Origin of the sequence: Streptomyces roseifaciens (genome assembly GCF_001445655.1) — a bacterium.
In the GTDB taxonomy this organism is placed as follows: domain Bacteria; phylum Actinomycetota; class Actinomycetes; order Streptomycetales; family Streptomycetaceae; genus Streptomyces; species Streptomyces aureoversilis.
This window is the reverse complement of sequence record NZ_LNBE01000003.1, coordinates 208,171-234,801: the sequence shown is the minus strand read 5'-3', so window position 1 is coordinate 234,801 and position 26,631 is coordinate 208,171. Positions and strand designations below refer to the sequence as shown.

The 26,631-nt window shown below is 72.8% G+C and carries 23 protein-coding genes; 6 read left to right on the top strand and 17 right to left on the bottom strand.

Annotation, left to right across the window (positions count from 1 at the left end; translation table 11 throughout):
* Positions 1-132 precede the first annotated feature (132 nt).
* From AS857_RS07085 to AS857_RS07060, 6 genes are all read right to left on the bottom strand, one after another.
* Positions 133-2,823, bottom strand: a complete 2,691-nt coding sequence (locus AS857_RS07085; protein ID WP_058042290.1) for a polynucleotide kinase-phosphatase — start codon at positions 2,821-2,823, stop codon at positions 133-135.
* Entirely contained in the window at positions 2,820-4,304 is a 1,485-nt protein-coding gene (locus AS857_RS07080; RefSeq protein WP_058042289.1) for a 3' terminal RNA ribose 2'-O-methyltransferase Hen1, read from the bottom strand. The genes AS857_RS07085 and AS857_RS07080 overlap by 4 nt, the downstream gene beginning before the upstream one ends.
* A 34-nt stretch (positions 4,305-4,338) precedes the next feature.
* Entirely contained in the window at positions 4,339-5,124 is a 786-nt protein-coding gene (locus AS857_RS07075; protein WP_063804196.1) for an NUDIX hydrolase, read from the bottom strand.
* Positions 5,125-5,128: 4 nt separating this feature from the next.
* Positions 5,129-6,616 carry a hypothetical protein gene (locus tag AS857_RS07070; RefSeq protein ID WP_245699656.1) on the bottom strand — a complete coding sequence of 496 codons (1,488 nt, stop codon included), beginning with the start codon at positions 6,614-6,616 and terminating at the stop codon, positions 5,129-5,131.
* A 158-nt stretch (positions 6,617-6,774) separates the two neighbouring features.
* Entirely contained in the window at positions 6,775-7,701 is a 927-nt protein-coding gene (gene mmuM, locus AS857_RS07065) for a homocysteine S-methyltransferase (protein WP_058042287.1), read from the bottom strand.
* Positions 7,702-7,743: 42 nt separating this feature from the next.
* Positions 7,744-8,667 carry an LLM class F420-dependent oxidoreductase gene (locus AS857_RS07060; protein ID WP_058042286.1) on the bottom strand — a complete coding sequence of 308 codons (924 nt, stop codon included), beginning with the start codon at positions 8,665-8,667 and terminating at the stop codon, positions 7,744-7,746.
* Between the two features lie 248 nt (positions 8,668-8,915).
* Between AS857_RS07060 and AS857_RS07055 the strand changes: the two genes are divergently transcribed.
* The gene (locus AS857_RS07055; protein WP_058042285.1) at positions 8,916-9,110 is read left to right on the top strand and encodes a hypothetical protein; all 195 of its coding nucleotides are present in this window, start codon (positions 8,916-8,918) and stop codon (positions 9,108-9,110) included.
* A gap of 11 nt (positions 9,111-9,121) precedes the next feature.
* On the opposite strand, the gene AS857_RS07050 is transcribed toward AS857_RS07055, so the two are convergent.
* From AS857_RS07050 to AS857_RS07005, 10 genes are all read right to left on the bottom strand, one after another.
* Positions 9,122-9,580 (bottom strand): DUF6099 family protein, encoded by a 459-nt coding sequence (locus AS857_RS07050; RefSeq protein ID WP_058043962.1) that lies wholly within the window; start codon positions 9,578-9,580, stop codon positions 9,122-9,124.
* A gap of 155 nt (positions 9,581-9,735) precedes the next feature.
* Positions 9,736-10,119 (bottom strand): nucleotide pyrophosphohydrolase, encoded by a 384-nt coding sequence (locus AS857_RS07045; protein ID WP_079110141.1) that lies wholly within the window; start codon positions 10,117-10,119, stop codon positions 9,736-9,738.
* A complete protein-coding gene (locus tag AS857_RS07040; protein WP_079110140.1) occupies positions 10,109-11,392 on the bottom strand; it encodes an AAA family ATPase in 1,284 nt (427 codons plus the stop codon). The genes AS857_RS07045 and AS857_RS07040 overlap by 11 nt, the downstream gene beginning before the upstream one ends.
* A gap of 24 nt (positions 11,393-11,416) precedes the next feature.
* Positions 11,417-11,830 (bottom strand): cell division protein SepF, encoded by a 414-nt coding sequence (locus AS857_RS07035; protein WP_058042284.1) that lies wholly within the window; start codon positions 11,828-11,830, stop codon positions 11,417-11,419.
* Positions 11,831-11,994: 164 nt separating this feature from the next.
* Positions 11,995-12,408 carry a DUF2000 family protein gene (locus tag AS857_RS07030; protein ID WP_058042283.1) on the bottom strand — a complete coding sequence of 138 codons (414 nt, stop codon included), beginning with the start codon at positions 12,406-12,408 and terminating at the stop codon, positions 11,995-11,997.
* Between the two features lie 4 nt (positions 12,409-12,412).
* Positions 12,413-12,994, bottom strand: a complete 582-nt coding sequence (locus AS857_RS07025) for a type 2 periplasmic-binding domain-containing protein (protein ID WP_058042282.1) — start codon at positions 12,992-12,994, stop codon at positions 12,413-12,415.
* Between the two features lie 159 nt (positions 12,995-13,153).
* On the bottom strand, positions 13,154-14,449 hold the full coding sequence (locus AS857_RS07020) for an ATP-grasp domain-containing protein (protein ID WP_245699655.1): 1,296 nt from the start codon (positions 14,447-14,449) through the stop codon (positions 13,154-13,156).
* A gap of 207 nt (positions 14,450-14,656) precedes the next feature.
* Positions 14,657-15,748 carry a histidinol-phosphate transaminase gene (gene hisC, locus AS857_RS07015; protein ID WP_058042280.1) on the bottom strand — a complete coding sequence of 364 codons (1,092 nt, stop codon included), beginning with the start codon at positions 15,746-15,748 and terminating at the stop codon, positions 14,657-14,659.
* 306 nt (positions 15,749-16,054) lie between these two features.
* On the bottom strand, positions 16,055-18,067 hold the full coding sequence (locus tag AS857_RS07010) for a glycosyltransferase family 2 protein (RefSeq protein ID WP_058042279.1): 2,013 nt from the start codon (positions 18,065-18,067) through the stop codon (positions 16,055-16,057).
* A gap of 155 nt (positions 18,068-18,222) precedes the next feature.
* On the bottom strand, positions 18,223-19,197 hold the full coding sequence (locus AS857_RS07005) for a helix-turn-helix domain-containing protein (RefSeq protein WP_160330196.1): 975 nt from the start codon (positions 19,195-19,197) through the stop codon (positions 18,223-18,225).
* A 338-nt stretch (positions 19,198-19,535) separates the two neighbouring features.
* Here AS857_RS07005 and AS857_RS07000 point away from each other — a divergent pair, with 338 nt between their 5' ends.
* Positions 19,536-20,474: a ParB/RepB/Spo0J family partition protein gene (locus AS857_RS07000; RefSeq protein ID WP_245699653.1), complete on the top strand. Its 939-nt coding sequence runs from the start codon at positions 19,536-19,538 to the stop codon at positions 20,472-20,474.
* A 41-nt stretch (positions 20,475-20,515) separates the two neighbouring features.
* Here AS857_RS07000 and AS857_RS06995 read toward each other — a convergent pair whose 3' ends face one another.
* The gene (locus AS857_RS06995; protein WP_058042277.1) at positions 20,516-21,022 is read right to left on the bottom strand and encodes a MarR family winged helix-turn-helix transcriptional regulator; all 507 of its coding nucleotides are present in this window, start codon (positions 21,020-21,022) and stop codon (positions 20,516-20,518) included.
* Between the two features lie 68 nt (positions 21,023-21,090).
* Here AS857_RS06995 and AS857_RS06990 point away from each other — a divergent pair, with 68 nt between their 5' ends.
* The 4 genes from AS857_RS06990 to AS857_RS06975 all read left to right on the top strand — a co-directional run bounded on the left by AS857_RS06990 (position 21,091) and on the right by AS857_RS06975 (position 26,623).
* Positions 21,091-22,422: an MFS transporter gene (locus AS857_RS06990; protein WP_058042276.1), complete on the top strand. Its 1,332-nt coding sequence runs from the start codon at positions 21,091-21,093 to the stop codon at positions 22,420-22,422.
* Between the two features lie 279 nt (positions 22,423-22,701).
* Positions 22,702-23,010, top strand: coding sequence for an acyl carrier protein (locus tag AS857_RS06985; RefSeq protein WP_058042275.1), 309 nt, complete (start codon positions 22,702-22,704; stop codon positions 23,008-23,010).
* Positions 23,011-23,027: 17 nt separating this feature from the next.
* A complete protein-coding gene (locus AS857_RS06980; protein ID WP_058042274.1) occupies positions 23,028-25,046 on the top strand; it encodes a beta-ketoacyl [acyl carrier protein] synthase domain-containing protein in 2,019 nt (672 codons plus the stop codon).
* Entirely contained in the window at positions 25,043-26,623 is a 1,581-nt protein-coding gene (locus tag AS857_RS06975) for an amino acid adenylation domain-containing protein (protein ID WP_058042273.1), read from the top strand. Before AS857_RS06980 ends, AS857_RS06975 begins: the two co-directional genes overlap by 4 nt.
* The last annotated feature ends 8 nt before the right edge of the window (positions 26,624-26,631 follow it).

The following is a 26,631-nucleotide window of genomic DNA, read 5'->3' as shown; positions in this document are numbered from 1 at the left end:
GCATGCCGCCGCCCCTGCGCAGTGGCGAGCGGGAGCCGCCCGTACGGGCGGCGGCCCGTGCCGCGCCCGCCCCGGGGCGTCGCGCGCCGCAGCCCGCACCGGCACGTGCGCAGCGGACCCGGCCCGCGGCGCCTACAGCCGCGGGTCCACCGGCTCCGACTCCAGGGCGAGGACCCCGAAGACCGCCTCGTGCACCCGCCACAGCGGCTCGCCCGCCGCCAGCCGGTCCAGCGCCTCCAGCCCGAGCGCGTACTCGCGCAGCGCGAGCGAGCGCTTGTGGCCGAGGTGGCGTGCGCGCAGCCGGGTCAGGTTGTCCGGGCGGGTGTACTCGGGACCGTAGATGATCCGCAGGTACTCCCGGCCGCGGCACTTGACGCCGGGCTGGACGAGCCGCCCGCCGGCGGTCCGTACGAGCGCCTGCCGCGGCTTGACGACCATGCCCTCGCCGCCGGCGCCGGTCAGGTCCAGCCACCACTGCACGCCGGCGGCCACGGACGCCTCGTCCTCGGTGTCGACGACGAGGCGACGGGTCGGGGCGAGCAGGCGGTTCATGTACACCGGGGTGTACGCGCAGAGGCCGTTGTTCGACTCCGAGCCGTACATCTCCGCCTCGATCATCCGGTCGATCAGGGCGAGCTGCTCGTCGTGCGGGAGTGCGGCCAGGCTGCGGCCCTGCACCGCCAGGATCTGGAACGGTGCCATCCGGATGCCGTCGAGGCCGTCCGTGCCCCTGACACCGACCCGGCGCAGGGACTGCGTCTCCGCCTGCTCCCCCGGCCAGCCCTGCGCGCTGTCGCCGGTGGTCCAGCAGTAGCGGCGGTACACCTCCGTGAAGGCAGCCGCGTCCGCGGCCCGCTCGCGCTGGCGGTCCAGCAGCCCGGACACGTCCACGCCCCGCTCCGCCGCCGACTCCAGTGCGGCGATCGCACCCGGGAAGACCGCGCCGGACGCGGCGCCCACGGCCGCGTACTGGTGGCGCAGCAGCCCCTGCGCCTTGAGCGACCAGGGCATGAGCTCGGCGTCGAGCAGCAGCCAGTCGGTCTCCAGCTCCTCCCACAGCCCGGCCGCACCGGCCGTCGTGCTCAGCCGGCGGAGGATGCGCTCGGTCATCGCGGGGTCGTCGAAGAACGGCCGGCCGGTGCGGGTGTACAGCGCGCCGCTCACCCCGCCGGTCGCGCCGAAGCGCTCCCGCGCCACGTCCGCGTCGCGGCACACGAGGGCCACGGCCCGCGAGCCCATGTGCTTCTCCTCGCACACCACCTGCCGCACCCCGTCGGCCCGGTAGGCGGCGAACGCCTCGGCCGGGTGCTCCAGGTAGCCCTCCTCCTGGGAGGTCGCGCACGGCGCCATGGTCGGCGGGAGGTAGGGCAGCAGCCGCGGGTCGACGGAGAAGCGGCTCATGACCTCCAGCGCGGCCGCGGCGTTCTCCTCCTTCACGGCGACGCGGCCCATGTGCCGGGTCTCGACGACGCGGCGGCCGGTGACGTCGGACAGGTCGAGCGGGCGGCCGTCCTCCCCGCCGGGCGCCTCGCTCGCCAGCGGCCGCGCAGGCTCGTACCAGACCTGCTCGGCCGGTACGTCCACCAGCTCGCGCTCGGGCCAGCGCAGCGCGGTCATCTTCCCGCCGAAGACCGCGCCGGTGTCCAGGCAGATCGTGTTGTTCAGCCACGTGGCCGACGGGTTGGGGGTGTGCCCGTAGACCACGGCGGCGCGGCCGCGGTAGTCCTCGGCCCACGGGTAGCGCACGGGCAGGCCGAACTCGTCGGTCTCGCCGGTGGTGTCCCCGTACAGCGCGTGCGAGCGGACGCGGCCCGAGGTGCGGCCGTGGTACTTCTCCGGCAGGCCGGCGTGGCAGACCACGAGCTTGCCGCCGTCGAGGACGTAGTGGCTGACGAGCCCGTCGACGAACTCCTGCACCTGCGCGCGGAAGGCGGGGTCGCGGGCGTCCTCGCGCTCCAGCTGCTCGATGGTCTCGACCAGCCCGTGGGTCGGCTGGACCTTCTTGCCCTTGAGCCAGCGGCCGAGCTTGTTCTCGTGGTTGCCCGGCACGCACAGGGCGTTGCCGGAGGCGACCATGCCCATGACGCGGCGCAGCACGCCGGGGCTGTCCGGGCCGCGGTCGACGAGGTCGCCGACGAAGACGGCCGTGCGGCCCCCGGGGTGGACGCCGTCGGCGTAGCCGAGCTCGGTGAGCAGGGTCTCCAGCTCGGAGCTGCAGCCGTGGACGTCGCCGATGATGTCGAAGGGGCCGGTGAGGTGCCGGAGGTCGTTGTAGCGGCGCTCCAGGACGACCTCGGCGGCCTCGGCCTCCTCGACGCTGCGCAGGACGTGCACCTTGCGGAAGCCCTCGCGCTCCAGGCCGCGCAGCGAGCGGCGCAGCTCGCGGCGGTGGCGCTGGATGACGTGGCGGGGCAGGTGGGCCCGGTCGGGGCGGGCGGCGTTGCGCGCGGCGCAGACGTCCTCGGGCAGGTCGAGGACGATCGCGATGGGCAGCACGTCGTGCTCCCGGGCGACGCGGACCAGCTGCCGTCGGGCCTCGGCCTGGACGTTGGTCGCGTCGATCACGGTGAGGCGGCCGGCGGCGAGGCGCTTGCCCGCGATGTAGTGCAGCACGTCGAAGGCGTCGCCGCTGGCGCTCTGGTCGTTCTCGTCGTCGGCGACGAGGCCGCGGCAGAAGTCCGAGGAGAGCACCTCGGTGGGCTTGAAGTGCTTCCGGGCGAAGGTCGACTTGCCCGAACCCGTCGGGCCGACCAGCACCACGAGGGAGAGGTCGGTGACGGCGAGGGTGCGCTTGGCGGCCGCGGGGGCGGTTGCTGTGGTCATGCGGCCTTCTCCTGCTTCTTGTCGTTCCTGTCGTTCCTGTCGTTCTCGGTACGCGTGAACACACCCATCTGGGTCGGCGGCCCCACCTCCGGGTCGTCCGGCCCCACGGCCGCGTACGCCACCTCGTAGCCGTACCGCTCCGCGACGCCCGACGCCCAGGCGCGGAACTCCTCGCGGGTCCACTCGAAGCGGTGGTCCGCGTGCCGCACGTGCCCGGCGGGAAGGGTCTCCCAGCGCACGTTGTACTCCACGTTCGGGGTGGTCACGACGACCGTCGCGGGGCGCGCCGCGCCGAACACCGCGTGCTCCAGGGCGGGCAGCCGGGGCAGGTCGACGTGCTCGATCACCTCGCTGAGCACCGCCGCGTCGTACCCGGCCAGCCTGCGGTCGGTGTACGCGAGCGAGCCCTGGAACAGCGCGACCCGCGCGCCCTGACGCTCGGTCATGCGGTCCAGGCGCAGCCGCCGCGCGGCCACCGCGAGGGCGCGCGCCGAGACGTCCATGCCGGCCACCTCGGTGAACCGCGGGTCCGTCAGCAGCTCGCCCACGAGCTGCCCCTGTCCGCAGCCGAGGTCGAGCACGCGCGCGGCCCCCGAGGCGCGCAGGGCGCCCAGGATCGCCTCGCGGCGCTGCACGGCCAGCGGGACGGGCCGCTCCTCGGTGTCCGTCTCCTCGTCGACGGCGTTGTCGAGCTCCTCGGCCTCGGTGTCGTCGGACTCGGCGAGGCGGGCGAGGGCCAGGCGCTCCAGGGCGTCCCGCGTCAGCGACCAGCGGCGGCCGAGGTAGCGGCCGGCGATCAGGCGCTGCTCGGGGTGGTCCTCAAGCCATCCCTCGCCGGAGCGCAGGAGCTTCTCCACCTCGTCGGGCGCCACCCAGTAGTGCTTGGAGTCGTCGAGCACCGGCAGCAGGACGTAGAGGTGGCGCAGGGCGTCGGCGAGCCGCTGCTCGCCCTCCAGCACCAGCCGTACGTAGCGCGAGTCGCCCCACTGCGGGAACCGCTCGTCCAGCGCGACGGGCTCTGCGAACACCGTCCAGCCCAGCGGGGCGAACAGCCGCTCCACGAGCGCTGCGCCGCCGCGGGCGGGCAGCACGGGCACCTCGATGCGCAGCGGGCGGGCCGCACCGGGCAGCTCGGGCCGGGCGGCGCACTGGCCCTTGAGGGCGGTGGAGAAGACGCTGCTGAGGGCGACGGCGAGCAGCGAGGACGCCGCGTACGGGCGGTCGTTGACGTACTGCGCGAGGGCGGAGTCGGGTGCGCCGCCGCGTCCCTTGCCCTTGGAGCGGCGCACCAGCGCCACCGGATCGATCTCCAGCAGCAGCGCGGCGGTGCAGCGCTCGGCCGTGGCCTCGGGGTAGAGGACGTGCGCGGTGCCGTGGGAGGTCGAGAAACGCTGCGCCTTGTCGGGATGCTTGTGCAGCAGGAATCCGAGGTCGGTCGCAGGGGATCCGCTCGTGCCGGTGGTGGATATCGTCAGGAACACGCGGTCGAGTATCCCCGGGGGTGCGCGCCTTCTGCTAATGCTTTTCGCCGGTGCCCTCGGCGGTATTCACCGGAAGGCTGCTCCCCGGGAGACCGTTCCCCATCGGGCCGTTCCCCGGCATGCCCTTCCCCGGCATGCCGTTCTCCAGCAGGCCGTTCAACAGGGCGCGGGTGAGGGCCGCGATGGTGAAACCGCAGGTGATCTCCCCTGCGGCAACCATTTCCGCGACCTCCGGCCAAGGCCGGGGGACGATGCGCCGGATGCCTTCGGCCGTCTCCGGAGAACCGAAGTCGTCGATTCGGGCGACGAACAGCTCGACGTGATCGCCGATCAGTCCGCTGTCGGGATGCATACGGCCCAGGGAAATCAATTCGGTGACCTCTGCACCGATTTCCTCCGCCAGTTCCCGCACGGCGTTTTCCGCTCCGGTGGCGCCCGGGGCGCCCATGCCGCGCGGCACCTCCCAGTGCCAGGAACGGGTGGCGTGGCGGTAGTGCTCGACGAGGACGACGTCTCCCGCGGGGGTGAGGGGGAGGACGACGGCGCCGGGGCTCGCGACGGTGGAGAGCATGCGGACGTAGAGCCCGGGGGCGCCGCCGGGAAAGCGGACCGCGTCCCGTACGAGGGTGACGAAGCGGTCGGCGTAGACGACGCCGACCGGAGCCGTGGCGCCCTCCGCCCCGGCGTCCGCCGTGCGCCGGGCCTCCTCGACGTCGGCGGGGTCGAAGAGGATGTCGATCCCGCCCGGGGTGTTGCCGAACAGCTCGGGACGGGTGGCGCGCAGCCGGTCGTAGGGGGTGGCGGGGGTCTCTTCTCGCACTGGCTCAGTACTCCGGGAGTTCGTCCTGGACGGTGGCGGAGCCGGTGGCGGCCGGGGAGCCGCCCTCCTCCCGGTACCCGGGCAGCTTGCGCACCATGTCGTGGAACCTTTCCCACTCCCGCGTGCCGTCGAACCGCACTGCCGCCATCTCCCGTGCGAACTTCTGCTCGCGCCGGCCCTCCAGCCTGTTGCGCAGCACCAGTTGCACGGATCCGCCGTATTTGGCCGAGATCCCGCCGAGGCTGCCGGCCACGCTCCAGCTCTCGTCCCCGGTGACTGCGGTGAAGGCGGCGCCGCCGACGGTGACGACGACCTCGATGACGGGCAGCCACTTGTTGGCGCGGGCCCGGCTGTCGCCGCGGGCCCCGGCGAGGCGGACGATCTCGGAGTTGAGCCCGACGTAGCGGTCGAAGACGGGGCCGACGCGCTCGTGGAAGGACGCCGGATCGGCGGTCAGCTCGTCGAAGGCGCTGATGTAGGCGTTCCACGGGTCGCTCTGCCGCAGGCTCCAGATGTCCTCCAGGGCGAGCGCGTCGACCGCGGCGGGGGTGAGGGCGAGCCGGTCCTGGACCGTGGAGAACGCCTGCCGCTGCAGGAACAGCAGGAGCTGCTCGGGGTCGGTGACCGTCCCGGCGGGTGTCGTACGGACGTCGCGCCACTCCTGGAGGGCCACCCTCCGCAGGCTGCCGGCCGGGGTGAGCGGGTACATGCCGAGGGCGTCGGCGAGGTTGACGTTGTAGATGAGGTCGAGGAGCTGCTTGATCTCCCCCGCGAAGGGCTTGTTCCTGTCGTACCTGCCCTCGGAGACGGGTGTGCCCGGCACGGTCACGAACTCCTCGTAGAGCACGTTGCGCGTGACGAGGTCGCCGCGGACGCTGCGCTCGTTGCTGAGCCGGACCACTTCGCCGATCCGGGCGGCGAACGCCTCGTGCCGCCGCTGCGGGACGCCGACCTGCGCGGCGAGCAGGGGGATGTCCTTCGCGGTGAGCCCCTGCACCCGCGCGGCGAAGGCGTTGAACAGGGCGCTCCTGGCGGCGTCCCGGTTCTCCTGGTCCTCCCAGGAGAACCGGACGCACTTGACGCGCTCGCCGGACGGCATCCCTTCGAGCGTCTCCTGCCAGGCGGTGAAGGCCCGCTCGTCGAAGTCCAGGCCGGTGCTCGGGCGCTCGGCGGGATCGCGCTCGTTCAGCAGGTAGGGCACGAGGGCCGCCTGCGCCAGCAGCTTCTGGTGCGCGCGGCGGGCCGTGCCGCCCTCGACGAGGTCACGGCTGACGGCGGCGTTGTTGTAGAAGAACACGCGGTTGGCCACCACTTGGCGGGTGTTGATCAGACTGCGGAAGTACTCGGCCCGCACCTCCTTCTCCCGCTCGCCTCCGACCTCCCCGAGCGATCTCTCTCCTGCGACCATCTCCCTGGTCAGTTCCGCGGTCGCCCACTGGTTGTCCAGGGACTGGGCGATCACCGCGCCGGGTGCCAGGTCCGGCGGCCTCACTCTGACGGTCGTCTCAGCGGATTCCTGGGACATTCCCCACCCCCGGTCCTGGATCCCCTACGACGCATCTCTCACGTCCGCTTCCACGCTAGTGGTGAACCCATGGCCCGGACCCGCGGTTGCGCCAACTGACGGGACCTGAAGCGGAGTTACGGGCTCTACGGGGCCGGGGACCGGGACAGGGTGCGGGCCAGGGACGCGATCCCGGCCGGGCCCACGCGGCAGCAGCCCCCGATGAGGCGGGCGCCCGCCTCGTACCACTCGGTGACACGACCGGGAGCGAAGGCCGGCCGGCCCGTCCAGGACCGGGCGGCGGCATCCCACTGCTCGCCGCTGTTGGGGTAGACCACGACGGGCTTCCGCGCGGCCTCCGCCGCGAGCCGCACCGCAGGGCCGGCATCGGCTGGCGTGCAGCAGTTGACCCCGACGGCGACCACCTGGTCGTTCCCGGCAGCCAGCGCGAACGCCTCGCACAGCGGCTGACCGGCACGGGTGCACTCGCCCTCCGCGCTGTACGACAGCCACACGGGCACCCCGCAGCCCTCCACCGCCCGCAGCAGCGCCTCCGCCTCGTCCACGTCGGGCACGGTCTCCAGCGCGAGGACATCGGGCGCTGCCTCCACCAGGGTCTCGATCCGCGGCCGGTGGAAGCGCTCCAGCTCGGCGACGCTGAGGCCGTAACGCCCTCGGTACTCACTGCCGTCGGCGAGGAAGGCGCCGTAGGGGCCGACGGACGCGGCGACCCGGATCTCCTTCCCGGGGGCTGCGCGCTCCGCGGCGCCGCGCGCCAGCTCCACGCTGCGCCGCAGCAGCGCCGCGGCCTCGGCACGGCCCAGGCCCCGGCGCGCGAAGCCCTCGAAGGTGGCCTGATAGCTGGAGGTGATGAGCACCTGGGCGCCCGCCCGCACATAGGCGGCGTGGGCCTGCTCGATCTGCCCCGGGTCGTCGGCGAGCAGCCGGGCCGACCACAGGGCGTCGGACAGGTCGCAGCCCTGCGCCGCCAGCTGGTTGGACAGTCCGCCGTCGAGGACGAGCGGGCCGCGCTCCAGCGCGTCGGCGAGAGGGGTGGTGGGGGCGGGCGTCACGGGTGCTCCTCGGTCGTACGGCGGCGCCGGGCCGGCGTCAGCTCAGCTCAGCTGGGACTGGACCTCCGAGGAGATCAGCTCCAGGTGGTCGAGGTCGTCCAGGTCCAGGATCTGGAAGTAGACCCGGGAGGATCCGATGGCCGCATAGCGGCCGATCTTGTCGACGACCTCGGCGGGCGAGCCGGCCAGGCCGTTCTCCTTGAGCTCGGCCACATCGCGCCCGATGACCGCAGCACGGCGCGCGACCTCCGCGTCGTCCTTGCCGATGCAGGCGACGAGCACGTTGGAGTAGACGAGCTCGTCGCCCTTGCGGCCGGCCTCCTCCGCGGCCGCCCGCACCCTGCCGAACTGCCGCTCGCTGTCCTCGACCGAGGCGAAGGGGATGTTGAACTCGTCGGCGTACTTCGCGGCGAGCCGCGGCGTGCGCTTCGCGCCGTGGCCGCCGATGAGCACGGGCACCTTCCGCTGTGCGGGCTTGGGCAGCGCGGGGCAGTCGGTGAGCTGGTAGTGGGTGCCGTCGAAGTCGAAGGTCCGCCCGGCCTCCGTCTCCCACAGGCCCGTCACGATCGCGAGCTGCTCCTCCAGACGCCCGAACTTCTCCTTGGGGAAGGGGATGCCGTACGCCTTGTGCTCCTCCTCGAACCAGCCCGCGCCCAGGCCGAGCTCGACCCGCCCGCCCGACATCTGGTCCACCTGCGCCACCTGGATGGCCAGCACGCCGGGCAGCCGGAACGTGCCCGCGGTCATCAGGGTGCCGAGCCGGATGCGGCGCGTCTCACGGGCGAGCCCCGCCAGGGTGATCCAGGCGTCCGTCGGCCCGGGCAGGCCGTCCGCGGAGCCCATGGCCAGGTAGTGGTCGGAGCGGAAGAAGGCGTCGAAGCCGAGGTCCTCGGTGGCCTTGGCGACCGTCAGCAGGGTGTCATAGCTCGCCCCTTGCTGGGGCTCGGTGAAGATTCGCAGATCCATGCCTCCCATCCTGCACTGCCGCACGCGCGTCAACCGACCGTGCCCTGCCCCGGTCCACCCACCCCGGTCGGGTGAAATTCCGCCGCCCCCGCCGGACGGGTGAGCCCCGGCCAGTGTCCGCCGCGGCCGGTGGTCGTTTGCTCGGGCGGAGCCGGACCGCCCGGCCCGCGCACCGGTGTGCTCTGCCGGAGGCGACGACCGCAACACCGCTCTCCCGCACCGGGAGGGCCGGGGCCGAGGAGGCCGCGATGACCCAGGAAGCCGTGCCCGACGAAACGGTGCCCGCCCAGCCCGCCGCCCGGCAGCCCGGCGCGCCCAAGGGCCTGCTGCAGCAGATGGAGGAGCTGATGGCCGCGCTCAACGCCGATCTGTCGCAGCTCGACGCCGATCTGCAGCCGCGCGACGGACGCCCGGCGTCCGTCGACGGAGGGGATGCCCGCTGACCGCCCGCGCCTCACGCGGCACCACCCTCCCGCTCGCGCGACGCGAGCCGTCTCTGTAACCAGCGGACTCTGTCGCTCGTCTCGTCGGCGGCGTCGATCGCCTCTATGCACTGCCAGTACATGGCCTCCTCGCCGGAGGAGCAGGCGACGCCCACCAGGGCGATGCCCACTTCGCCGAGGAGCCCGCAGAGCCCCGCCAACGCGCCCCAGGGGTCGCGCACTTCGGTGAGCTGCCCGGCCCGTACCGCTCCGGCGCGCAGCGTATGACGCAGCGCGCCGGACGCACGGGTGCCGGCCTCGCTCAGACTTCCCGCGGCGGCGCGGGCCTCGAAGGGCCCGTGCACCGCGAGGTGGCCGCCGACCGCTCCCGCCAGCGCCTGGGTCTGCCATGCCTCGGTGACGATGTCATGGACGGCCCTGGCCTGCGCCAGGGCCGTCCGGGTGGCTCCGATGAGCCGCACTGCATCCATGGCCTGAATCCCCCATCTTCCCGACTGCGCCCTCGACTGCGCTTCCGACTGCGCCGTGCTCACACCTGCTCACTACCCAGAGTGATGACTAACCGCCGGAAACGCCAGGGGAATTCAGAAATCTGTGGATACCAGATGGGGTGTGGATAACTCAATCACTCCGGAGAGTGACGATCTGGCGAATCCGGCAGCGGGAACCGCTTCTCGTTGCGCTCGATCTTCGCGGAGAGGGCCGCAGCCGGGTCGATGCCCAGCACCTGGCAGAACTGCAGCAGATACGCCAGCACGTCCGCGACCTCGTCCTCGACCCGGGCGGCGGTCCCCGGGCTGTCCATCACCTGCGCCGACTCCTCCGGCGTCAACCACTGGAAGATCTCGACGAGTTCGGACGCCTCGACGCTCAGGGCAGCGACGAGGTTCTTGGGCGTGTGGTAGGGAAGCCAGCGGCGCGCCGCCGCGAAGTCGGCCAGGCGGCGCTGCAGCACCTGCAGCTCGCCCTCTCCGCCGCCGCGTCCCTCTTCTCGGTGTTCAGGATTCACCCCCAAGATCTACCACCGAGATTCCCGGCAGAGCCGGATCCGCTGCAGGATCCGCGCCCCCTTGCACCGCCGCCACCAGCCGGACGTGCCCCCGCTCCCCCATTCGCACGGCCAAGGAGAGCAGCTCGCGCGCCTGCCGCGCATCCAGGCAGCGGTCGAAGCCGTCCGCCAGGACGGTGAGGGTCTGCCGCGCCTGCAGCACCTCGGCGGCCGAATCCATGTCCAGCACCCCCGGGCCGGTCATCAGCACGAGGCAGAGGGCGAGGTAGCGCAACTCGCCGTCCCCCAGCCGCTCCAGGGGCGTCGCCGCCCCGGACCGCCGCTCCAGCAGGGCCCGTACGAGACCGTCGCCCAGCTCCCGTACCGCCAGTTCGTCCACGGGCACGCGGCACCCCGCGCCCACCGCCGCCACGAGCGCCGCATGGCGGGTCGCGCACTCGTGGCGCGTACGGCCGAGGACCGCGGCGGCGTTGTCGCAGGAGCCGCGCAGCAGCCCGTCGCCCGCCGCGGCGGGCATCCGCATGAGCTCGGGGCGGGGGTCGCAGGGGAAGACGGAGCGCAGCGCCACGACGACCTGTTCGGCGGCGTCGAGGACGAGGCGCTGACCGGCGGTCTTGCCCGCGACGCGCAGGGGCAGCAGAGCGGTCCCGAGTCGGTCGTCCGGCAGGGGTGCACGGGTGACGGGGACGGCGCCGGCCGTGTGCCAGGCGGCCTCGACGGCGCGGCGGCCGGGATCGCGCAGGGCCGTCGAGAGCAGGGTCCGGCCGGCGGCCGTCATCCGTTCGCCCACGATGCGCAGCTCGGGTTCGGCCTGGACGGCGACGTCGAGGCGGACGGGACCGAGGGGCCCTCCGACGATGCAGCCGATGCGGAAGCCGCGCCTGCCCTGCGCGTCGGGGCGGGCCTGCTGCGGGACGCAGGCCTCGGGGCCGCCGTCGACGCCGGCGAGGGCTTCCTCCAGGGTGTCGCCTCCGGCGAGCCGGGCGAGGGCCCCGTAGGCCTGGAGGGCACTGGACTTGCCGCTGCCGCTCGGGCCCCGGAAGAGGGTGAGCGGGCCGAGCGCGAAGACGGCGTTGCGGTGGGACTTGAAGGCGGAGAGCCGTAACTCGGTCACCGCGGGCCGCTGCCCACCCGGCGGGGCGGGGACACGGGCAGGGACAGAGGCGGGAGCAGGGGTGGGGGTGGAGATGGGGGCAGGGGCGGAGAGGTCGGCGGAGGGGTCGACGGAAGCGACGGCGGGAAGGGCGTCCGGTCGGGCACAGCGTGTGTCCATGCCCGGACCGTATGTGACAGATATTCAGCCAAACCGTTTCGGCTGATCACTTTTCCTACGATCGGGGTATCCCGACGCCACCTCCGTCCCTTCCGGGGCCAGCAGGAAGACGTTCGTGTCGACCCGGTGCATGCCGCTGCCCAGGCCGAAGACGACGCCGCTGGAGAAGTCGAGGATGCGCTTGGCGACGTCCGTGTCGGCGCCGGTGAGGTCCAGCAGGACCGGCACCCGGGCCATCAGGTGCTCGGCGACCTCGCGGGCGTCCGCGAAGACCTGGACCCGCAGCACGACCATGCGCCGCTGGTTGGGATCGGGCTGCTGCTCGTCCTCGGGCAGAGCCCTGTGGTTGGGCCATGACGGCCATGCGTGGTGACCACGGAGCGGGACGACCTCGGCCAGACCCTCCCACTGCTCGTCGGTGGCCTCGGACCTGTTCACCGGCTCACCCCTCCGGGGAACGTGCTCGCTATATGCATCCCACAATCCTAGGGACAATCGTCACCCGTCGGGACCAATGACACGCCTGAGCGCCGGAGGGCCCGAGCGACCCGTCCGGCGCCGTGCGTGAGCTTGCGGCCTCAGCTCTGGCCTCAGCTCTGGTCTCAGCCCTTGTAGACGCTGAAGCGCTTCGTCAGCGCCCGGATGCCGGCGTCCTCGCCGACGACGCCCACCGCGCAGATGCCGAGCTCCCCGGAGGAGGCCCCTTCGACCATGGCCCGGTAGTCGTCGAAGCTGTTGCTGAGCGCCTGGCCGCGGGTGGTGAACACCACCGGGGCGAGCCCCTCCGCACGGGCGGACTCGGCCAGTTGCAGGAGGTGACCGGTGCGGCCCGAGAGGACGACGGTGTTGAAGCGGATGCCGGCGTGGTGCACCCCGTCGCCGTCCCGCACGTCGTCCGCGTAGATCCTGGCGTCGACACGGGCCAGCTGGCCCATCACGATGGCGGCCGCGTTGGCGACGGCGCCCGCTTCCAGGGACTTGTCGACGGCGATCACCGTACGGAGGAGTTCTGACATCCGGTTATTTTCTCCGCTCGAAGACGACGAAGCTCATGGGGGTGCCCACGGAGAGCACCTCGATGACCTTCAGCCCGTAGTGCTCCGCACACGTGGCGTTGGTGATGGCGGCGGCACGGCCGCCGTGGGCCAGGGCGGCCTTGCAGGCGGCGCTGTTCGAGGTGGCGTGGAAGGACTCCGCGGTCCGGTCGTCCACGCGCGACTCGAAGAGCTTCCTGGTCGCCGGGTGGTAGTGGACGACGTCGAACCGCTCCAGGTCCGCGTCCTGCGGCGGGGCGGCGAAGACCATGTCCGGCAGCGGGCCGACGAACGCCTCCACGGCCCGCAGTTCGGGGTCGAAGAAGAACGTGCGGATCTCCGGGTAGGCGCCGGCCACGAGCAGCGCGTCGTTGCGGCCGTCCTTCACCGATGCGGCGGCCTCCTCGAAGGAGGGGTAGCCGAGCAGCCTGCTCGCCTTGCCCGTCGCCGCCCAGCGCGTACCCACGGTGACGCTGCACGTGAGCCCGGCGGGATCGTCGGCGAGCGTGGCCACGGAGGCGTAGCGGGTGGCCGTGTCGATGTAGGCGCTGAAAGGAGCCGCCGCCATCAGTTCGTCAACGTCAATGCCTGCACCTGCGCCTGCCTCTGCGCCTGCGCCTGCATTTACAGCTGCATTCAGGTCTACGGTCTGCGTGGTCACGGCGTGCGCTCCTCGGGGACGTCGTTCAGGTGAACCGTCGGGCGAACCGGCGGACGGAACCGGTGGTCATCCCTCGAGTTCATAGAATCCCGCCCCGTCCAGATATCGGATCGTTCCCATGTCGCGCTGCACTACTTCTTCCACCTCGTGCATCAGATTGATGATGACGGGGTACGTGGTGTCGTCCACGGTCGGCACAATCTCCTCCCCCGGCCGGACCAGCTCCCACATTTCACGGAAGCTCTCCAGTGAACGGATTTCCTCGATGTTCCGGTACTTCTTGAGCCGGCCGGCGGCGGGCGATATCAGCGCCACCCAGGCGAAGTACCGGTCTATCTCGTACGGCTCCCCCCGGCGCGCCAGGAAGCGCTTGGGCCGTACGTAGGCGTCGACGGCCCAGTCGAGCTGGGACTCCCCCGCCGCCAGCCGCGCGTAGTGCGGCAGGTCGCCGCCGGACAGCCGCGCGCCGGCCTCGATGAGGCACGGGCCGTCCGGGGTCATCTTGAGTTCCACGTGGGCCGGACCGTGCCGGATGCCCAGCGCGTCGAGCACCCCGAAGGCGTACTCGACCAGCTGGTCCTGCACCTCGCCGCGGCGCGGGACGATGTAGCAGGCGCCCGACAGGTCACGGATGCCGTTGACGCTGAAGCGCGAGCTGCGCCAGATCTCGGCGGCGTGGTGGGCTCCGTCCAGGCTCGCGGTGTTGACGATGTACTCGGTGCCGACCAGGTACTCCTGGGCCAGCACGGCGGTGTTGGGGCGCGAGAAGATGTCGTCCGCGCCGACGATGCGGCGGAACGCCGCCGCCGACTGCTCGGGGGTGTCGCAGAACGCGACCCCGTCGCCGCCCGCGCTGGACAGCGGCTTGACGACGATCCGGCCGCCGAGCTTGCGGTGCCAGTCCACGAGCTCCTGCTCGCTCTCCGCCCGCAGCTGCTCCGCCGTGCGCAGGCCCGCCCGGTGTACGGTCTCCGCCATCTCGCCCTTGTCCCGGCGGGCCCGGCTGAGGGCGGTCCCGTTGGTGGGCAGGCCGAGGGCCTCGCTCAGCACGTCGGCGAACGCCACGCCGTACTCGCCGCCGGGCACCACGGCAACCGGGTCGTACGCGCGCAGCTCCGCGACCGTCCGGGCGAGGTCGCCGTCGTGCACGAGGTTGGCGACGTAGTTCTCCAGCGCGGGGCGCGAGGACGCGTAGACGGCGGGCGGCTGCGCGGAACTCTGGACGCGTACGCACGAATATCCGGCGCGGATGAAAGCCGGGGCGATGTGACGGGCCGTCTGCGGAACTCCGTGCTCGGCAGTCTCATAACTGTCGACCAGAATCACGTTCCGCTGCCGGCGCACATCCTGGTGGGTGCCCAAGGAATCCTCCCGTACCAATCTCCGTGCATTCGCACCTGTATTCGCCAATCCTTGATCGACCTGCCGGAATCAGTCAACGGTGTCGGATGTCACAGGGAAGGCGTTTCTTTTGATTTCGGGCAGGCGAGTTCCGGCCTGCGGCAAATAATGCGGGCAGCAGGCCGGAACCAAGGAGAAGGGAAATAATTCCCCGGAAATGCGGGCCTGCTACAGGCCCTGCGACTCCTTACGGAAACGCTCGGCGACGTAAAGGAACCGATCGTTCGCAGCGGGCTCCCCCAGGCTGATGCGCGCGCCCTCGCCACTGAAGGCCCGCACCAGGATCCCCTCCTGCTCGCACAGCGCGGCGAAGCCGTCCGTGTGCTCCCCCGTCCGCAGCCAGACGAAGTTGGCGTGCGACGGCTCCAGGGCCCAGCCCTGTTCCGCCAATGCCGCGCTCACCCGCTGCCGTTCGGCGGTGAGGACCGCGACGCGCTCCCGCATCCCGGCCTCGGCGCGCAGCGACGCGACGGCCGCATCCTGCGCGAACTGCGTCACGCCGAAGGGGACGGCCGTCTTCCGCAGGGCGGTGGCCACGGGTTCGTGCGCGACGGCGAAGCCCACGCGCATGCCTGCCAGGCCGTACGCCTTGGAGAAAGTGCGCAGGACACAGACGTTGGGACGGTCGCGGTAGACCTCGATGCCGTCCGGGAAGTCCTCGTCCGCGACGAACTCGATGTACGCCTCGTCCAGGACGACGAGGACGTCGGAGGGCACCCGGTCGAGGAAGTGCTCCAGTTCCGCCCGGCGCACTATGGTGCCGGTCGGGTTGTTGGGGTTGCAGACGAAGACGAGGCGGGTGCGTCCGGTGATGGCCGCGGCCATGGCGTCGAGGTCGTGCACCTCGCCCGCGGCCAGCGGCACCTCGACGGGGCGGGCGCCCACGATGTGGGTGAGGACGGGGTACGCCTCGAAGGACCGCCAGGCGTAGAGGACTTCGTCCCCGGGCTGCGCGGTGATCTGCAGCAGCTGCTGGGTGACGCCGACCGAGCCGGTGCCGGTAGCGATGTGCGCCTCCGGCACGTCGAAGCGCGCGGCGAGCTCGCGGGTCAGCTCCCCGCACCACAGGTCCGGATAGCGGTTGATCCCCTGCGCCCCGGCCACGGCCCGCTCGATCACGCCGGGCAGCGGCGGATACGGATTCTCGTTCGCGGACAGCTTGTACACCGGCTGCGCCGCAGCAATTCCCGCAGAGCTCCGCGGCCTGCCGGCCGGCACCCCCTCCAGCGCCGCCCGCAGCTTGGGCCCTAACTCCCCCACGTGCTTCCCCCTTCTTGGACACGACGCGGTCCCGGCCGCCCCTCGCCCGGCACGAGGCACAGGGCGGGGCCGCGACCGAAGGACCGCACGACCAAGATCAACATTACGTGAGCACGGAGGGTGACCGAGGCCCGGGCGGCCTCCGGGAGCAGCAAAGAACTGTAAAGATCCGCAGGTCAGCGGATGGGGTCGGGGTTTGCGGGCGAAAACCGAGCCGCCGGAGGCATCCGGCCCGCGGCGCCGCCTGGCACCTCCTGGCGCCACTTCACCGCTTCACCACTCCACCCACGCCACCACGTCACCGCTTCACCGCTTCAGCCGCCCCCGTACAGCCTTCAGAAGCTCCACGCGCCCGACGCGCAGCGTCAGCACGTCCCGCCCCGGCAGCGGCTTCGCGTACCAGGGCAGGCCGAGCCGCTGCCAGCGCGCCGGCTTCAGCGACGGCTGCGGCGGTACGGGGACGGACCACTCCTTGCCGGCCACGGCGAGGCGGAGCGCCGGCTCCCACTCGCCGGCGGTCGTGCAGGGCACCTGCACCGTGAAGGAGCCGTCGGAGGCCGAGGGTTGGACCGGGACCGTCTGCTCGGCGCCCTTCGGGCCCTTGGCCCGCACCGTCAGCGCACCCTGGGGCCAGCTTTCCAGCGTGCAGCGCCCGCTCACGGCGAGGGTGGCGGGGCCGCCGCCGGGCACCCACGTCGCGCCGGTGACGCGCAGGCGCGGCAGTACGCGGTGGCGGGTCTCGCCCACGTCCAGCGTGAGATTGCCGTAGGGCTTGGTGGTGTAGAGGGCGACCGCCGTGCCCGCGTCCGTGACGAGCGTGGTCGTCGCGGTCGTCACGGACTCCGCGCGGCTGCTGCCGAGGCGGGCCTCCTTGACGATGCCCTGGGCGCCCACGGCGAGCGAGATGTCCCACATGCCGGCCGTCAGCGACGCGAGATCGATCGTCGCGTCATACCCGGCGACGTCGTAGTCGTGCAGACCGCCGTCCTCCTCGGTACCCAGGCCCGGGGTGGCGGTGTGATGAACAGGAAGGCGGCGCTCCGTGTCCGTGCCGCGCTTGCGGAGGACGAGCTCGGTGGTGACGTCGCGCGTGGCTATGCGGTGGATGTACGCGTGCCCCGTGAGGCGCAGCCCGGTGGCGTTGATCTCCGCGGAGTCGACGCGGTGGCGGGCGCGCAGCTCGTCCGTGATGTCGTAGCAGTCGTCGGGGATGTTGAGCGTGGAGTCGCGGAAGTAGGGGTGGAGCGCGTAGGCGCGGCCGCCCTCGACCAGGAGGTCCGGGAGGGCGGCGGCGGTGGCGGCGAGGGTGGTGATGCCGTAGCTGGCGGCGCCCCGGTCGAGCTCCCAGCGGACGAGGGTGAGGAGCTCGTCGAGGAGCCTGTGACGGATGAGGTGGCAGCGCAGGCGGACCACGGCGGGCAGGCGCGCGGCCAGGCCCTCGCTCCAGTGCAGCGTGACCAGGTCGGACAGCTCGTGCAGCAGCTTGTCCTGGACCTCGCGCTGCGGCTCGCGGCTCAACTGGAGGACTGCGTCGCGCAGTTCGACGGCGAAGTGCCGGTGCATCAGCGTGTCGCGGTCGGAGCCGGCCGGCACGTGCTCGGCGACGAGGCCCGCCATCATCCGGAAGAGGTCTATTCGCATCCGCGCGCCGTGCTCCTGCGCGGTGATGTTGTTGCCGTCCTCGCGCGCGACCCAGTAGAGGCAGTCGTAGTCGGCGACGACGGATATCGCGGCGGCCTGGAGGTAGGCGGTGGCGACGAACGGCTGGTCCTCGCCGATCGACAGCCCGGTGTCGAAGCGCAGCCCGAGCCGGTCTATCAGCTCGCGGCGGAACAGCTTCATGGGGTTGAGCGTCCAGTAGACCCGGGAGGCGAAAACATCGGTCTTGGGCTGGTTCCGCCGGAACATCGACTGAGGCGCCCGCCGCCCGCCCTCCCCCACAATCCGCCCGAGCACGACGTCGGAGCCGTTCTCGTCCGCCGCCGCGACCATGCGCTCCAGGGCCTCGGGCCCGATCCGGTCGTCCGCGTCGAGGAAGTACACGTAGCGCCCGGTGGCCTGCTCGAGCCCAAGATTCCGCGGCCCCGCCGGCCCCCCGGAGTTCGCCTGATGAACGACCCGCATCCCCGCCCCGGCCCGCTCCGCGATCCGGTCCAGCTCGGCAGCCGTACCGTCCGTGGACCCGTCGTCGACGACGATCAGCTCGATCCGGTCGGCCCCGAGCGACTGCTCCAGAACGGAACCGACGCTGCCGGTCACGTACGGCATGGCGTTGTACGCGGCGATGATGACCGTGACGTCAGGCCGAGGCCGAGACATGGCGAGGTGCTCCGTTCCTGCAGTACAAGGTGTCGTTTCAGGGTATAGGAGACATCGAAACGGTGTTCGTTGAAGATTGCCGAAGATGGGGACCGCCGAGGGGCCCCGGCACGGCCGCAAGACGCAAGGGCGCGGATGGGTGACGGCCCCGGCCGTCAGGAACCGGGGTGGGCTCCGCCGCCTCGGTAGAAGGCGAGGTACGAGCAGAGGGCGAGGAACTCCCGCTGGTATTTCGCGGAGCCCAGGAGCTCGACGGCGGGTCCGGCCTCGCGCAGCCGGCGCTCGGCCCCGCCCAGGTTGCGCGGAGCCATCTGCAGGTACAGCCAGGACGCGGCCAGGCGCAGACGCAGCCAGAGCGTCAGATCGCCGCTGGTACAGGTGAGTTCGGACATCGCCTGTTCGAGGAGCAGGACGGCCTCGGCGTGCCGCTTCTGGCGGACGCGCACCGTGCTCGCCGTCCACAGGGCCTCGACCCTCAGGCCGGCCGGCAGTTCCGCCATGAGGGCGAGGAACTCGTCCGTGTGCGCGGCGGCTTCGGCGAGCCGTCCGGCGTCGGCCTCCAGGGAGACGAGCACCAGGAGTGCACGGGCCGCGTCCAACTGAGGCATCGCCCGCTCGGCGGTGACGGCATGGGCCCTGCCGGCGGCATCCAGCGCCTCCCTGTTCCGGCCGCAGGCCTGCAGGTACCGCGCGAGCTGGACGCGGGCGCGGACCTCGAGGCGGGGGTTGCCGATCTCGGCGCCGAGTGCGATCAGGGCCCGCAGGGTCTGCTCCTCCTGCTCCCCGTCGCCCTGCGTGCGGTAGGCCTCGGCGAGGACCCACAGCGCCTGCCAGCGCACGGCCGGGTCCATCTCGGCGGGCCGCTCCAGGCTTTCGAGCAGCAGCGGCACGACGTCCGCGTCCTCGGCGACACTGCCCGAGAGGACCACCGCGAGCCGCTGCGCCGCTTCGTCGGGGTACTCCTGCCGGAAGACCTCGGCGGGGACGCCGAGCTTGTCGCAGAGGTAGGTGAGGGCCCGCTCCGTCGGCGGGCGGTTGCCCGATTCGAGGCGCGAGAGGTACGCCGGTGACATGCCCGGGCCGGCGAGCTCCGCCTGCATCATGCCGCGGGCCTGTCTGATCTCCCTCAACCGGGCGCCGAATCCCGGCTGTTCCGGGAGATACCTAGCTCGCTGTCGCATGGCCGTCATGGTGCCGCTGCCGGGCAGTCGCCCTCCCTCACTCCGCTGTTCTGCCGCTGGTACACACGGGCGCCGACGCCGGCCGAGCCGTGAGGGAACCTACTCGATCCGTACGCCGGCAACCAGCCCGGCCAACGCTTGACAAACCTGGCAATTGATCTTTGGGTGAGGGCCGACAGGGGAGGCGTGGGGCGCTGCCGCACGTGAGCGAAGGGGGGCCTGCGTTGTCGAAGACGCACGCAGGGGCGGAGAAACTGTCAGTGATGTCAGGGCCAGGACTGCGGTCCGTGTCGTACCCGGTGAGCAGGGTCCCCGTGGACTCCCTGCGCAGCGGCGACTCTCCACGACTCGGCGGCATCGACCAGGAACACGTCGAGGCCCTCGCCCAGTCGCCCCGGGAGTTCACCCCGATCCTGGTGCACCGCGGCACACGCCAAGTCGTCGACGGAATGCACCGGTTGAGGGCGGCGGTGCTGCGCGGCGAGCGCGAGATCGCGGTCCGCTACCTGGACGGGCCGGCCGACGAGGTGTTCGTCCGGGCCGTCGCGGCGAACGTCGACCACGGCCTGCCGCTGACCCTGAAGGACCGCAAGGCGGCGGCCGAACGGATCCTGCGCACGCATCCCACCTGGTCGGACCGGGCGATCGCCCGGATCACGGACCTGTCGCCGAAGACCGTGGGCGCGGCCCGCAGGCGTTCGTGCGAGGAAATTCCTCAGCCGAACACCCGGGTGGGCCAGGACGGCCGGACCCGGCCGCTCGACCCGGCCCGGCGCCGGGAGGCCGCACGGGCCCTGCTGGCCGCGCACCCCGGGGTCCCGCTGCGCGAGGTGGCGGCCCATGCGGGGATCTCCGTCAGCACCGCCCATGACGTGCACCGGCGCATGCAGTGCGGCGAGCCCGAGCCGGCCGCAGCGCGCCGGGCCGCAGCCCCGGCCGGACCCGCGGCCGGGCCGCACGAGGTGCGCCGCAGCCGGGCGACGGTGCTGCGGAGGCTTGTCAACGACCCTTCGCTCAAGCTCACCGAGTCGGGGCGCGCGCTGCTGCGCTGGCTGAGCACGCAGGCCCTGGACATCGAAGCCGGCGAGCAGCTGCTCGCCTCCGTGCCGCCGCACTGCGCGGTCACCGTCGCCGACCTGGCCCGGTCCTACGCGCAGGAGTGGGAGCGGTTCGCCAGGGAGCTCGGCCGTGCACAGGAGTCTGCGGGCGCCTGGCGCGCCGGATAGCGGGGGTGGCAGGGGCCGGGGGCATCAGGGGCCGGGCCGGCTCAGCCGCCGAAGCGCGGTTCGCGTTCGGCCTCGACGAGGACGCGGCGGAGCAGGTCAACCAGGAGCTCCCGCTCGGCCGGGTCGAGGGCCTGCAGGATGCGGTGCTCCTCGCGCCCCTCGGTCTCCAGGGCGGACTGCCAGGCGGTCCGCCCCGGGCCGGTGAGCTCGACCGTCACCTTGCGGCGGTCCGCCGCGGACGCCTCTCGACGGACGAAGCCGCGCCGCTCCAGGCCGTCGAGACGGCTGGTCATCGCGGACGGGGAGAGTTTGATCGCGGCCGCGAGCTCCGACGGCGTGGCCCGGCCGCCGCGACCGGCGAGGGCGTGCAGCGTCAGGTACTCGAAGCTCTGCAGGCCGTGCTCGGCGAGGGCGGCCTCCTTGGCCCGGCCCAGGTGCCTGACGAGCACCGACATCCGGGTCACCGCGCCTTCCACCACCGGATCGAGGGTCGGCAGGATCTCCTGCCAGCGGGTGACGTGTTCGTCCACGGAGTCGCGCTCAGCCATGGACACATTTTACTTCGTCGCCATAAAGTGCGTTGTCAAATATTGCGACGTCGAATTAATCTCGCCGGATGACCCATCCCCTGCGGCTACGCAACTTCCGGCTGCTCTTCGTCAGCCGCACCATGTCCACGCTCAGCGACGCCCTGGTGCCGACCGCGCTGAGCCTGGCCATCGTCCACGTCACCGGCTCGGCCACGCTGCTGGCCGTCGTCCTGGGCTGCGCCCTCGGCACCCGGCTCGTGCTGCTGCCGGTGGCCGGTGCGGTCGCCGACCGGTTCAACACCCGCCTGGTCGCCCTCGTCGCGGACCTCACGCGGATGGTCACCCAGGCCGTGGTGGCCGTGGAACTGCTCGGCGACGACCCCAGCGTCACGCACATCGCGATAGCCCAGGCCGTGGCGGGGGCGGCGTCGGCGGTCGGCCTGTCCAACCTCTCGCCCCTGGTCACCAAGATCGTGCCCGCCGCCGGGGAGCAGCGGATCAAGGCCAATTCCCTGATGAGCGTGGCCAAGAGCGTCTCCTTGCTGGCCGGTCCCGCCCTGGCCGGCACCCTGATCTTCGCGGTCGGCTACGGCTGGGTCTTCGTGGTCGACGCGACCGCCTTCGGCATCAGCGCCGCCCTGATGCTGACGGTCCGCCTGACCGAGGCCGCCCCCGCCCCCCGGGCGCGCACCTCGATCCGGGCCGACCTCACCGAGGGGTTCGCCGAGGTGCGGGCCAGGGACTGGTACTGGACCAGCCTGATCGCGCACGCCGTGTGGAACTTCGTCGCCAACATCCTGCTCACGCTCGGCCCGCTCATCGCGGTGAAGCGGCTCGGCGGCGAGGGTGCCTGGGTCGCGGTGACCCAGGCGGGGGGTATCGGTCTGCTCGCCGGCTCGCTCCTGTCGGGCTGGGCCCGCCCGAAGCGGCCCGTGCTCGTCGGCAACATCGCCCTCGCCAGCTACGCGCTGCCGCTCGCCCTGTTCGCCGCCGGCGCCCCGGTGCCGTTGCTGGTGGCCGGCTACGGCGTCGCCCTCGCCGCACTCGGCTTCCTCAACCCCACCTGGGACACCACCGTCCAGACGGTCATCCCGCAGGGCGTACTCGCCCGGGTCAGCTCCTACGACTGGCTGGTGTCGCTGGCCGCGCAGCCGCTCGGCGTGGTCCTCGCTCCGGTCGCACTGTCCCTGTGGGGCGAGCGGGTGCCCTTCGCGGCTGCCGCGGTCCTGGTCGCGGTGGTCTGCGTGGGCACGGCCGCGGTCCCCGGCGTACGGAACCTGCGGCTGGACCGTGAGGCGCCGGCCCGCTCCGGGCCGGCGGCGGAGGAAGCCGGCGCGGCGGCGGCCTCCGGCGCGGCGGCCGGGGGCGGTGCCGAGAACGTCCGGGAGAGCGGGGAGGGCACCAAGGCGCCCGCCTGAGCCGCGAGCCGCCTAACTCCCGTTCGACGGGGATTCCTTGACGGGAAATGGCGCACCTCGGAGTATGCATTCACGGTCGGCTCCGGCACTCAGCCGCGTGGTCCCGCGCACCGCACGAGCAAGTGCTGTGCGCGAGCCGGCACCGCGCGAGCCCGCCGGGCCGCCGTCACCCATGCATCCTCCGGCTCCGCACGGGCGGAGTCCACGGCCTTCCGAGCCGCCCTGAACACCGGCCACCGGTGCCCGGGCGCGGACCGGCACGCCCCCGAAAGGAATCCCATGAGCACCGCCGCACACGACCTCCTCGAAGAGATCCGGCTGATCTGGGCCGAGGTGCTCGACCAGGAGGACGTCCCGGTCGACGCGAACTTCTTCGAGGCCGGCGGTGATTCCCTGCTCTTCATCGTCCTCCTGGAGCGGATCAACCGCCTGACCGGCCGCGAGATCGAGGCCGCCGAGCTGTTCGACCACGCCACCGTGGAGGCCCAGGCCGAGTTCCTCGCAGGCCTCGCCGCCCCGGAGGCCGGGGCGGACACCGCCACCGACGCGGCCGGGGGACGCGGCCGGCTCCTGGCCCGCGGCCGCTGAGGCAGGGTGGCGAAGGCGTGAGCCGCGACACCGACATAGCCGTCGTCGGCGCCGGGTGCCGTTTCCCCGACGCGTCGAATCCGCAGGAGTTCTGGCGCAACCTCGAGGACGGCACCGTCTCCGTGCGGGAGCTCTCCGACGAGGACCTGCTCGCCGCCGGGGTGGAGCCGGAGACCTGGGCCGATCCCGGGTTCGTCCGGAAGGCCGCCCGGCTGTCCGGGGCCGCCGACTTCGCCGGGGAGTTCTTCGGCTACTCCCGCGCCGAGGCCGAGGCCGTCGACCCGCAGCAGCGGCTCTTCCTCGAAGTGTGCTGGGAGGCCCTGGAGTCCGCCGGTCACGGAGCCCGCTCCGGCACGGCCACCGGCGTCTTCGCGGGCAGCCACGCCGGGCCGTACTCGGCACGGCTGCTGGCCGCCACGGCGCAGCGGGACGGCTGGCCGACGGCGCTCGGCGACCTGCCGCTGCACCTCGGGGGCCTCGGGGACTTCATGGCCGCGCGCGTGGCCTACAAGCTGGGCCTGCGCGGCCCCACCGCCGGCGTCCAGGCGGCCTGCGCCTCGGCCCTGTACTCCGTGCACTACGCGGTCCTGAGCCTGCTCGCGGGCGAGTGCGACCTCGCGCTGGCCGGGGGCGCCACGGTCCTCGAACCGGAGACGGGATACCGGCGCCGCCCCGACGGCAGCCTGTCCGCGGACGGCTACTGCCGCTCGTACGACGCGAGTTCGACCGGCACGTTCTACAGTTCGGGCGTCGGCGCGGTGGCACTGCGCCGGCTGCCGGACGCCCTGGCCGACGGCGACCCGGTCCTCGCGGTCCTGCGCGGCACCGCCGTGGGCAACCACGGCTCGGATCGCGCCGGCTTCACCGCTCCCAGCGCGGCGGGGATCGCCTCCGTCGTGCGCCAGGCCCTGGACGTCGCCGGGGTGAGCGGCCACCAGGTGGGCTACGTCGAAGGGCACGGCGTCGGCACGCCCATCGGGGACCGCCTGGAGATCCGCGGGCTCACCGCGGGCCTGGGCCCCGGAGTGCCGGCCGGCCGGATCGCGCTCGGCTCGGTCAAGGCCAACATCGGGCACACCGGGCCCGCCTCGGGCCTCGCGGCGCTGCTCGGCGCCGTCCATGTGGTGCGCACCGGCCGGCTCGTGCCGCACCCGCTGTTCAAGGAGCCCCGCGAGCCCCGGGCGTTCGCGCAGAGCCCGTTCCACGTGACGACCGAGCCGCGTCCCCTCGCCGGGGAGGAGCGGTTCGCGCTGGTCAACAACATCGGCTTCGGCGGCAACAACGCGGTCGCCGTGGTCGCCGCGCCGCCCGCACCGGTGCGCCCCCCGGCGCCGGAGCGGCCCGTCGTGCGCCTCGTCCTCTCGGCCCGCAACGGCGCCGAGCTGGACTCCGTGGCACGGCGGCTGGCCGACGTCGCGGAGTCCGGCGCCGTACGGCCGGAAGACCTCGCCCACACCCTGCGCACGGGCCGCCGGGCCTTCCCCGAGCGGCGCGTGGTGGCCGTCCCCGCAGACAGCCCCGCACGCCTCGCCGCCGCCCTGCGCGACGCCGCCGACCCGGCCGTGCGCTCACGGCGGGCCGCTCCCGCAGGCCTGTTCGCGGTCGTCGTGGCGGCCGGTGACGCGCCCGGGGCCACCGCGCTCCTCGACCTGCTCGCCGCCGTCTTCCCGCGCCGCAGCGCCCGCTACGACGCCGTCGCGGACGTGCCCGAGCGGGCCTTCACCGTCCTGGTGGGCGACGGCCTCGACCGGGGCGGGCGCACGGGCCCGGTCGTGCAGCTGGCCGCCCGGCCCGCGGACCTCGCGGAAGCCGTCGAGGAACTGGCGCACGAGGCCTGGCTGCACGGCGCCGACGTCGACTGGGCCGCCCTCGCGGGCCGCCGCGGCCGGCGCGTGCCGCTGCCCACCTACCCCTTCCCGCGCGAGCGCTACTGGGCCCTCGACCACTTCCCCGCGCAGGCGGGCCGCCCGGCGGCCGCTCCCCTGCCGCCGGGCGGCGGGTCCGGCCCCCACTCAGCACAAGGAGAACCCGCATGACCGCCCGTACGCTCTACGCCTGGTTCCAGGAGGCGGTGGACCGGTACCCGGACCGCACCGCCGTCGAGGTGCAGGACGCCTCGTACACCTACCGCGAGCTCCACGCCCAGGCCGAGGCCCTGGCCGAGCTCCTGGTGCGCGAGCACGGCAAGGCTCCCGAGCGGGTCGCGCTGCTCGCCATGCGCAGCCACGTCGCCTACGCCGGCTACCTGGCCGCGCTGCGCCTGGGCGCGGTGGTGACCCCGCTCAACCCGCGCTTCCCCGTCACCCGCAACCAGGCCACCTGCGACCTCGCCCGGATCGACGTGGTGCTCGTCGACGAGTCGGGCGCGGCGCAGGTCACCGACTCCGAGGGCTGGTCGGACCACCAGGTGATCACGCTCACCGCCGCCGACGTGGCCGAGGCCAAGGCCGGCGGCAGCCTGCCCGCCTACCGCGGCGACCTGGACGACGTGGCCTACCTGCTGTTCACCTCGGGTTCGACGGGCCGCCCCAAGGGCGTGCCGATCCGGCACCGGAACGCCTCCGCGTACGTCGCCCACTCCGTGGAGCGCTACGACGTGCGGCCGGGCGACCGCGTCTCGCACACGTTCGACCTCACCTTCGACCCCTCGGTCTTCGACCTCTTCGTGACCTGGGCGGCGGGCGCGACGCTCGTGGTGCCGCAGCGCACGGAGCTGCTCGCGCCGGTCGACTACCTCATCGGCCGCCGGATCACCCACTGGTTCTCCGTGCCCTCGGTGGTGACGGTCAGCCGCAGCCTCGGCAAGCTGTTCACCGGCGTGTCGGACACGCTGCGCTACAGCCTCTTCATCGGTGAGCAGCTCACCCTCGAACAGGCCGCGGCATGGCGGCAGATCGCCCCCGGCGCGGTTATCGGCAACGTGTACGGCCCCACCGAGCTCACCGTGGCCTGCGCCGGCTACGAGCTGCCCGCGGACCCGGAGCAGTGGCCGTCGACCTCCAACGACACGGTGCCCATCGGCCCGGTGTACCCCTTCCTGGAGTGGCTGGTCCTGGACGAGGACGGCCGCCCCGCCGAGGACGGCGAGCTCGTGGTGCGCGGCTCCCAGCGGTTCGCCGGCTACTACGCCCCGGAGGACGACGCGGGCCGGTTCATGTCCGTCGAGGAGACCCCCGGCGGCCCGGTGGCGACCGTGTTCGACGGCTCGGGCGAACTGACCGACGCGCACTACTACCGCACCGGGGACCGGGTCCGCCTGGAGAACGGCGCGTGGGTGCACCTGGGCCGGCTCGACGACCAGGTCAAGATCCGCGGCTACCGCGTGGAGCTCGGCGAGATCGAGACCGTGCTGCGCCGCCACCCCGGCATCGACCAGGCCGTCGTCGTCGTGTCGCCGCAGGGCCCGGGCGCGGGCCTCGTCGCCTTCCACACCGGCCCCGAGGAGTTCGGCCGCGGCGCGCTGAGCACCTGGCTGCGCAAGAAGCTGCCGGTGCACATGGTGCCGCAGCAGTACGAGCACCTCGACGCGCTGCCGCTGAACACCAGCGGCAAGGCCGACCGTCCGGCACTGGTCCGGATGCTCGCCGAGCGCGCTACCCGGGACGAAGGGTGACGGAACCG

Excerpts from the sequence above, each read along its gene's own strand:
- AS857_RS06985 (WP_058042275.1), top strand. The coding sequence starts at position 22,702 with ATGAGCACCGCCGCACACGACCTCCTCGAAGAGATCCGGCTGATCTGG.
- AS857_RS07060 (WP_058042286.1), bottom strand. The coding sequence starts at position 8,667 with ATGGATCTGCGAATCTTCACCGAGCCCCAGCAAGGGGCGAGCTATGAC.
- AS857_RS07040 (WP_079110140.1), bottom strand. The coding sequence starts at position 11,392 with ATGGACACACGCTGTGCCCGACCGGACGCCCTTCCCGCCGTCGCTTCC.
- AS857_RS06995 (WP_058042277.1), bottom strand. The coding sequence starts at position 21,022 with ATGGCTGAGCGCGACTCCGTGGACGAACACGTCACCCGCTGGCAGGAG.
- AS857_RS06990 (WP_058042276.1), top strand. The coding sequence starts at position 21,091 with ATGACCCATCCCCTGCGGCTACGCAACTTCCGGCTGCTCTTCGTCAGC.
- AS857_RS07030 (WP_058042283.1), bottom strand. The coding sequence starts at position 12,408 with ATGTCAGAACTCCTCCGTACGGTGATCGCCGTCGACAAGTCCCTGGAA.
- AS857_RS07085 (WP_058042290.1), bottom strand. The coding sequence starts at position 2,823 with ATGACCACAGCAACCGCCCCCGCGGCCGCCAAGCGCACCCTCGCCGTC.
- AS857_RS06975 (WP_058042273.1), top strand. The coding sequence starts at position 25,043 with ATGACCGCCCGTACGCTCTACGCCTGGTTCCAGGAGGCGGTGGACCGG.
- AS857_RS07025 (WP_058042282.1), bottom strand. The coding sequence starts at position 12,994 with ATGGCGGCGGCTCCTTTCAGCGCCTACATCGACACGGCCACCCGCTAC.
- AS857_RS07055 (WP_058042285.1), top strand. The coding sequence starts at position 8,916 with ATGACCCAGGAAGCCGTGCCCGACGAAACGGTGCCCGCCCAGCCCGCC.
- AS857_RS07050 (WP_058043962.1), bottom strand. The coding sequence starts at position 9,580 with ATGGATGCAGTGCGGCTCATCGGAGCCACCCGGACGGCCCTGGCGCAG.
- AS857_RS07010 (WP_058042279.1), bottom strand. The coding sequence starts at position 18,067 with ATGTCTCGGCCTCGGCCTGACGTCACGGTCATCATCGCCGCGTACAAC.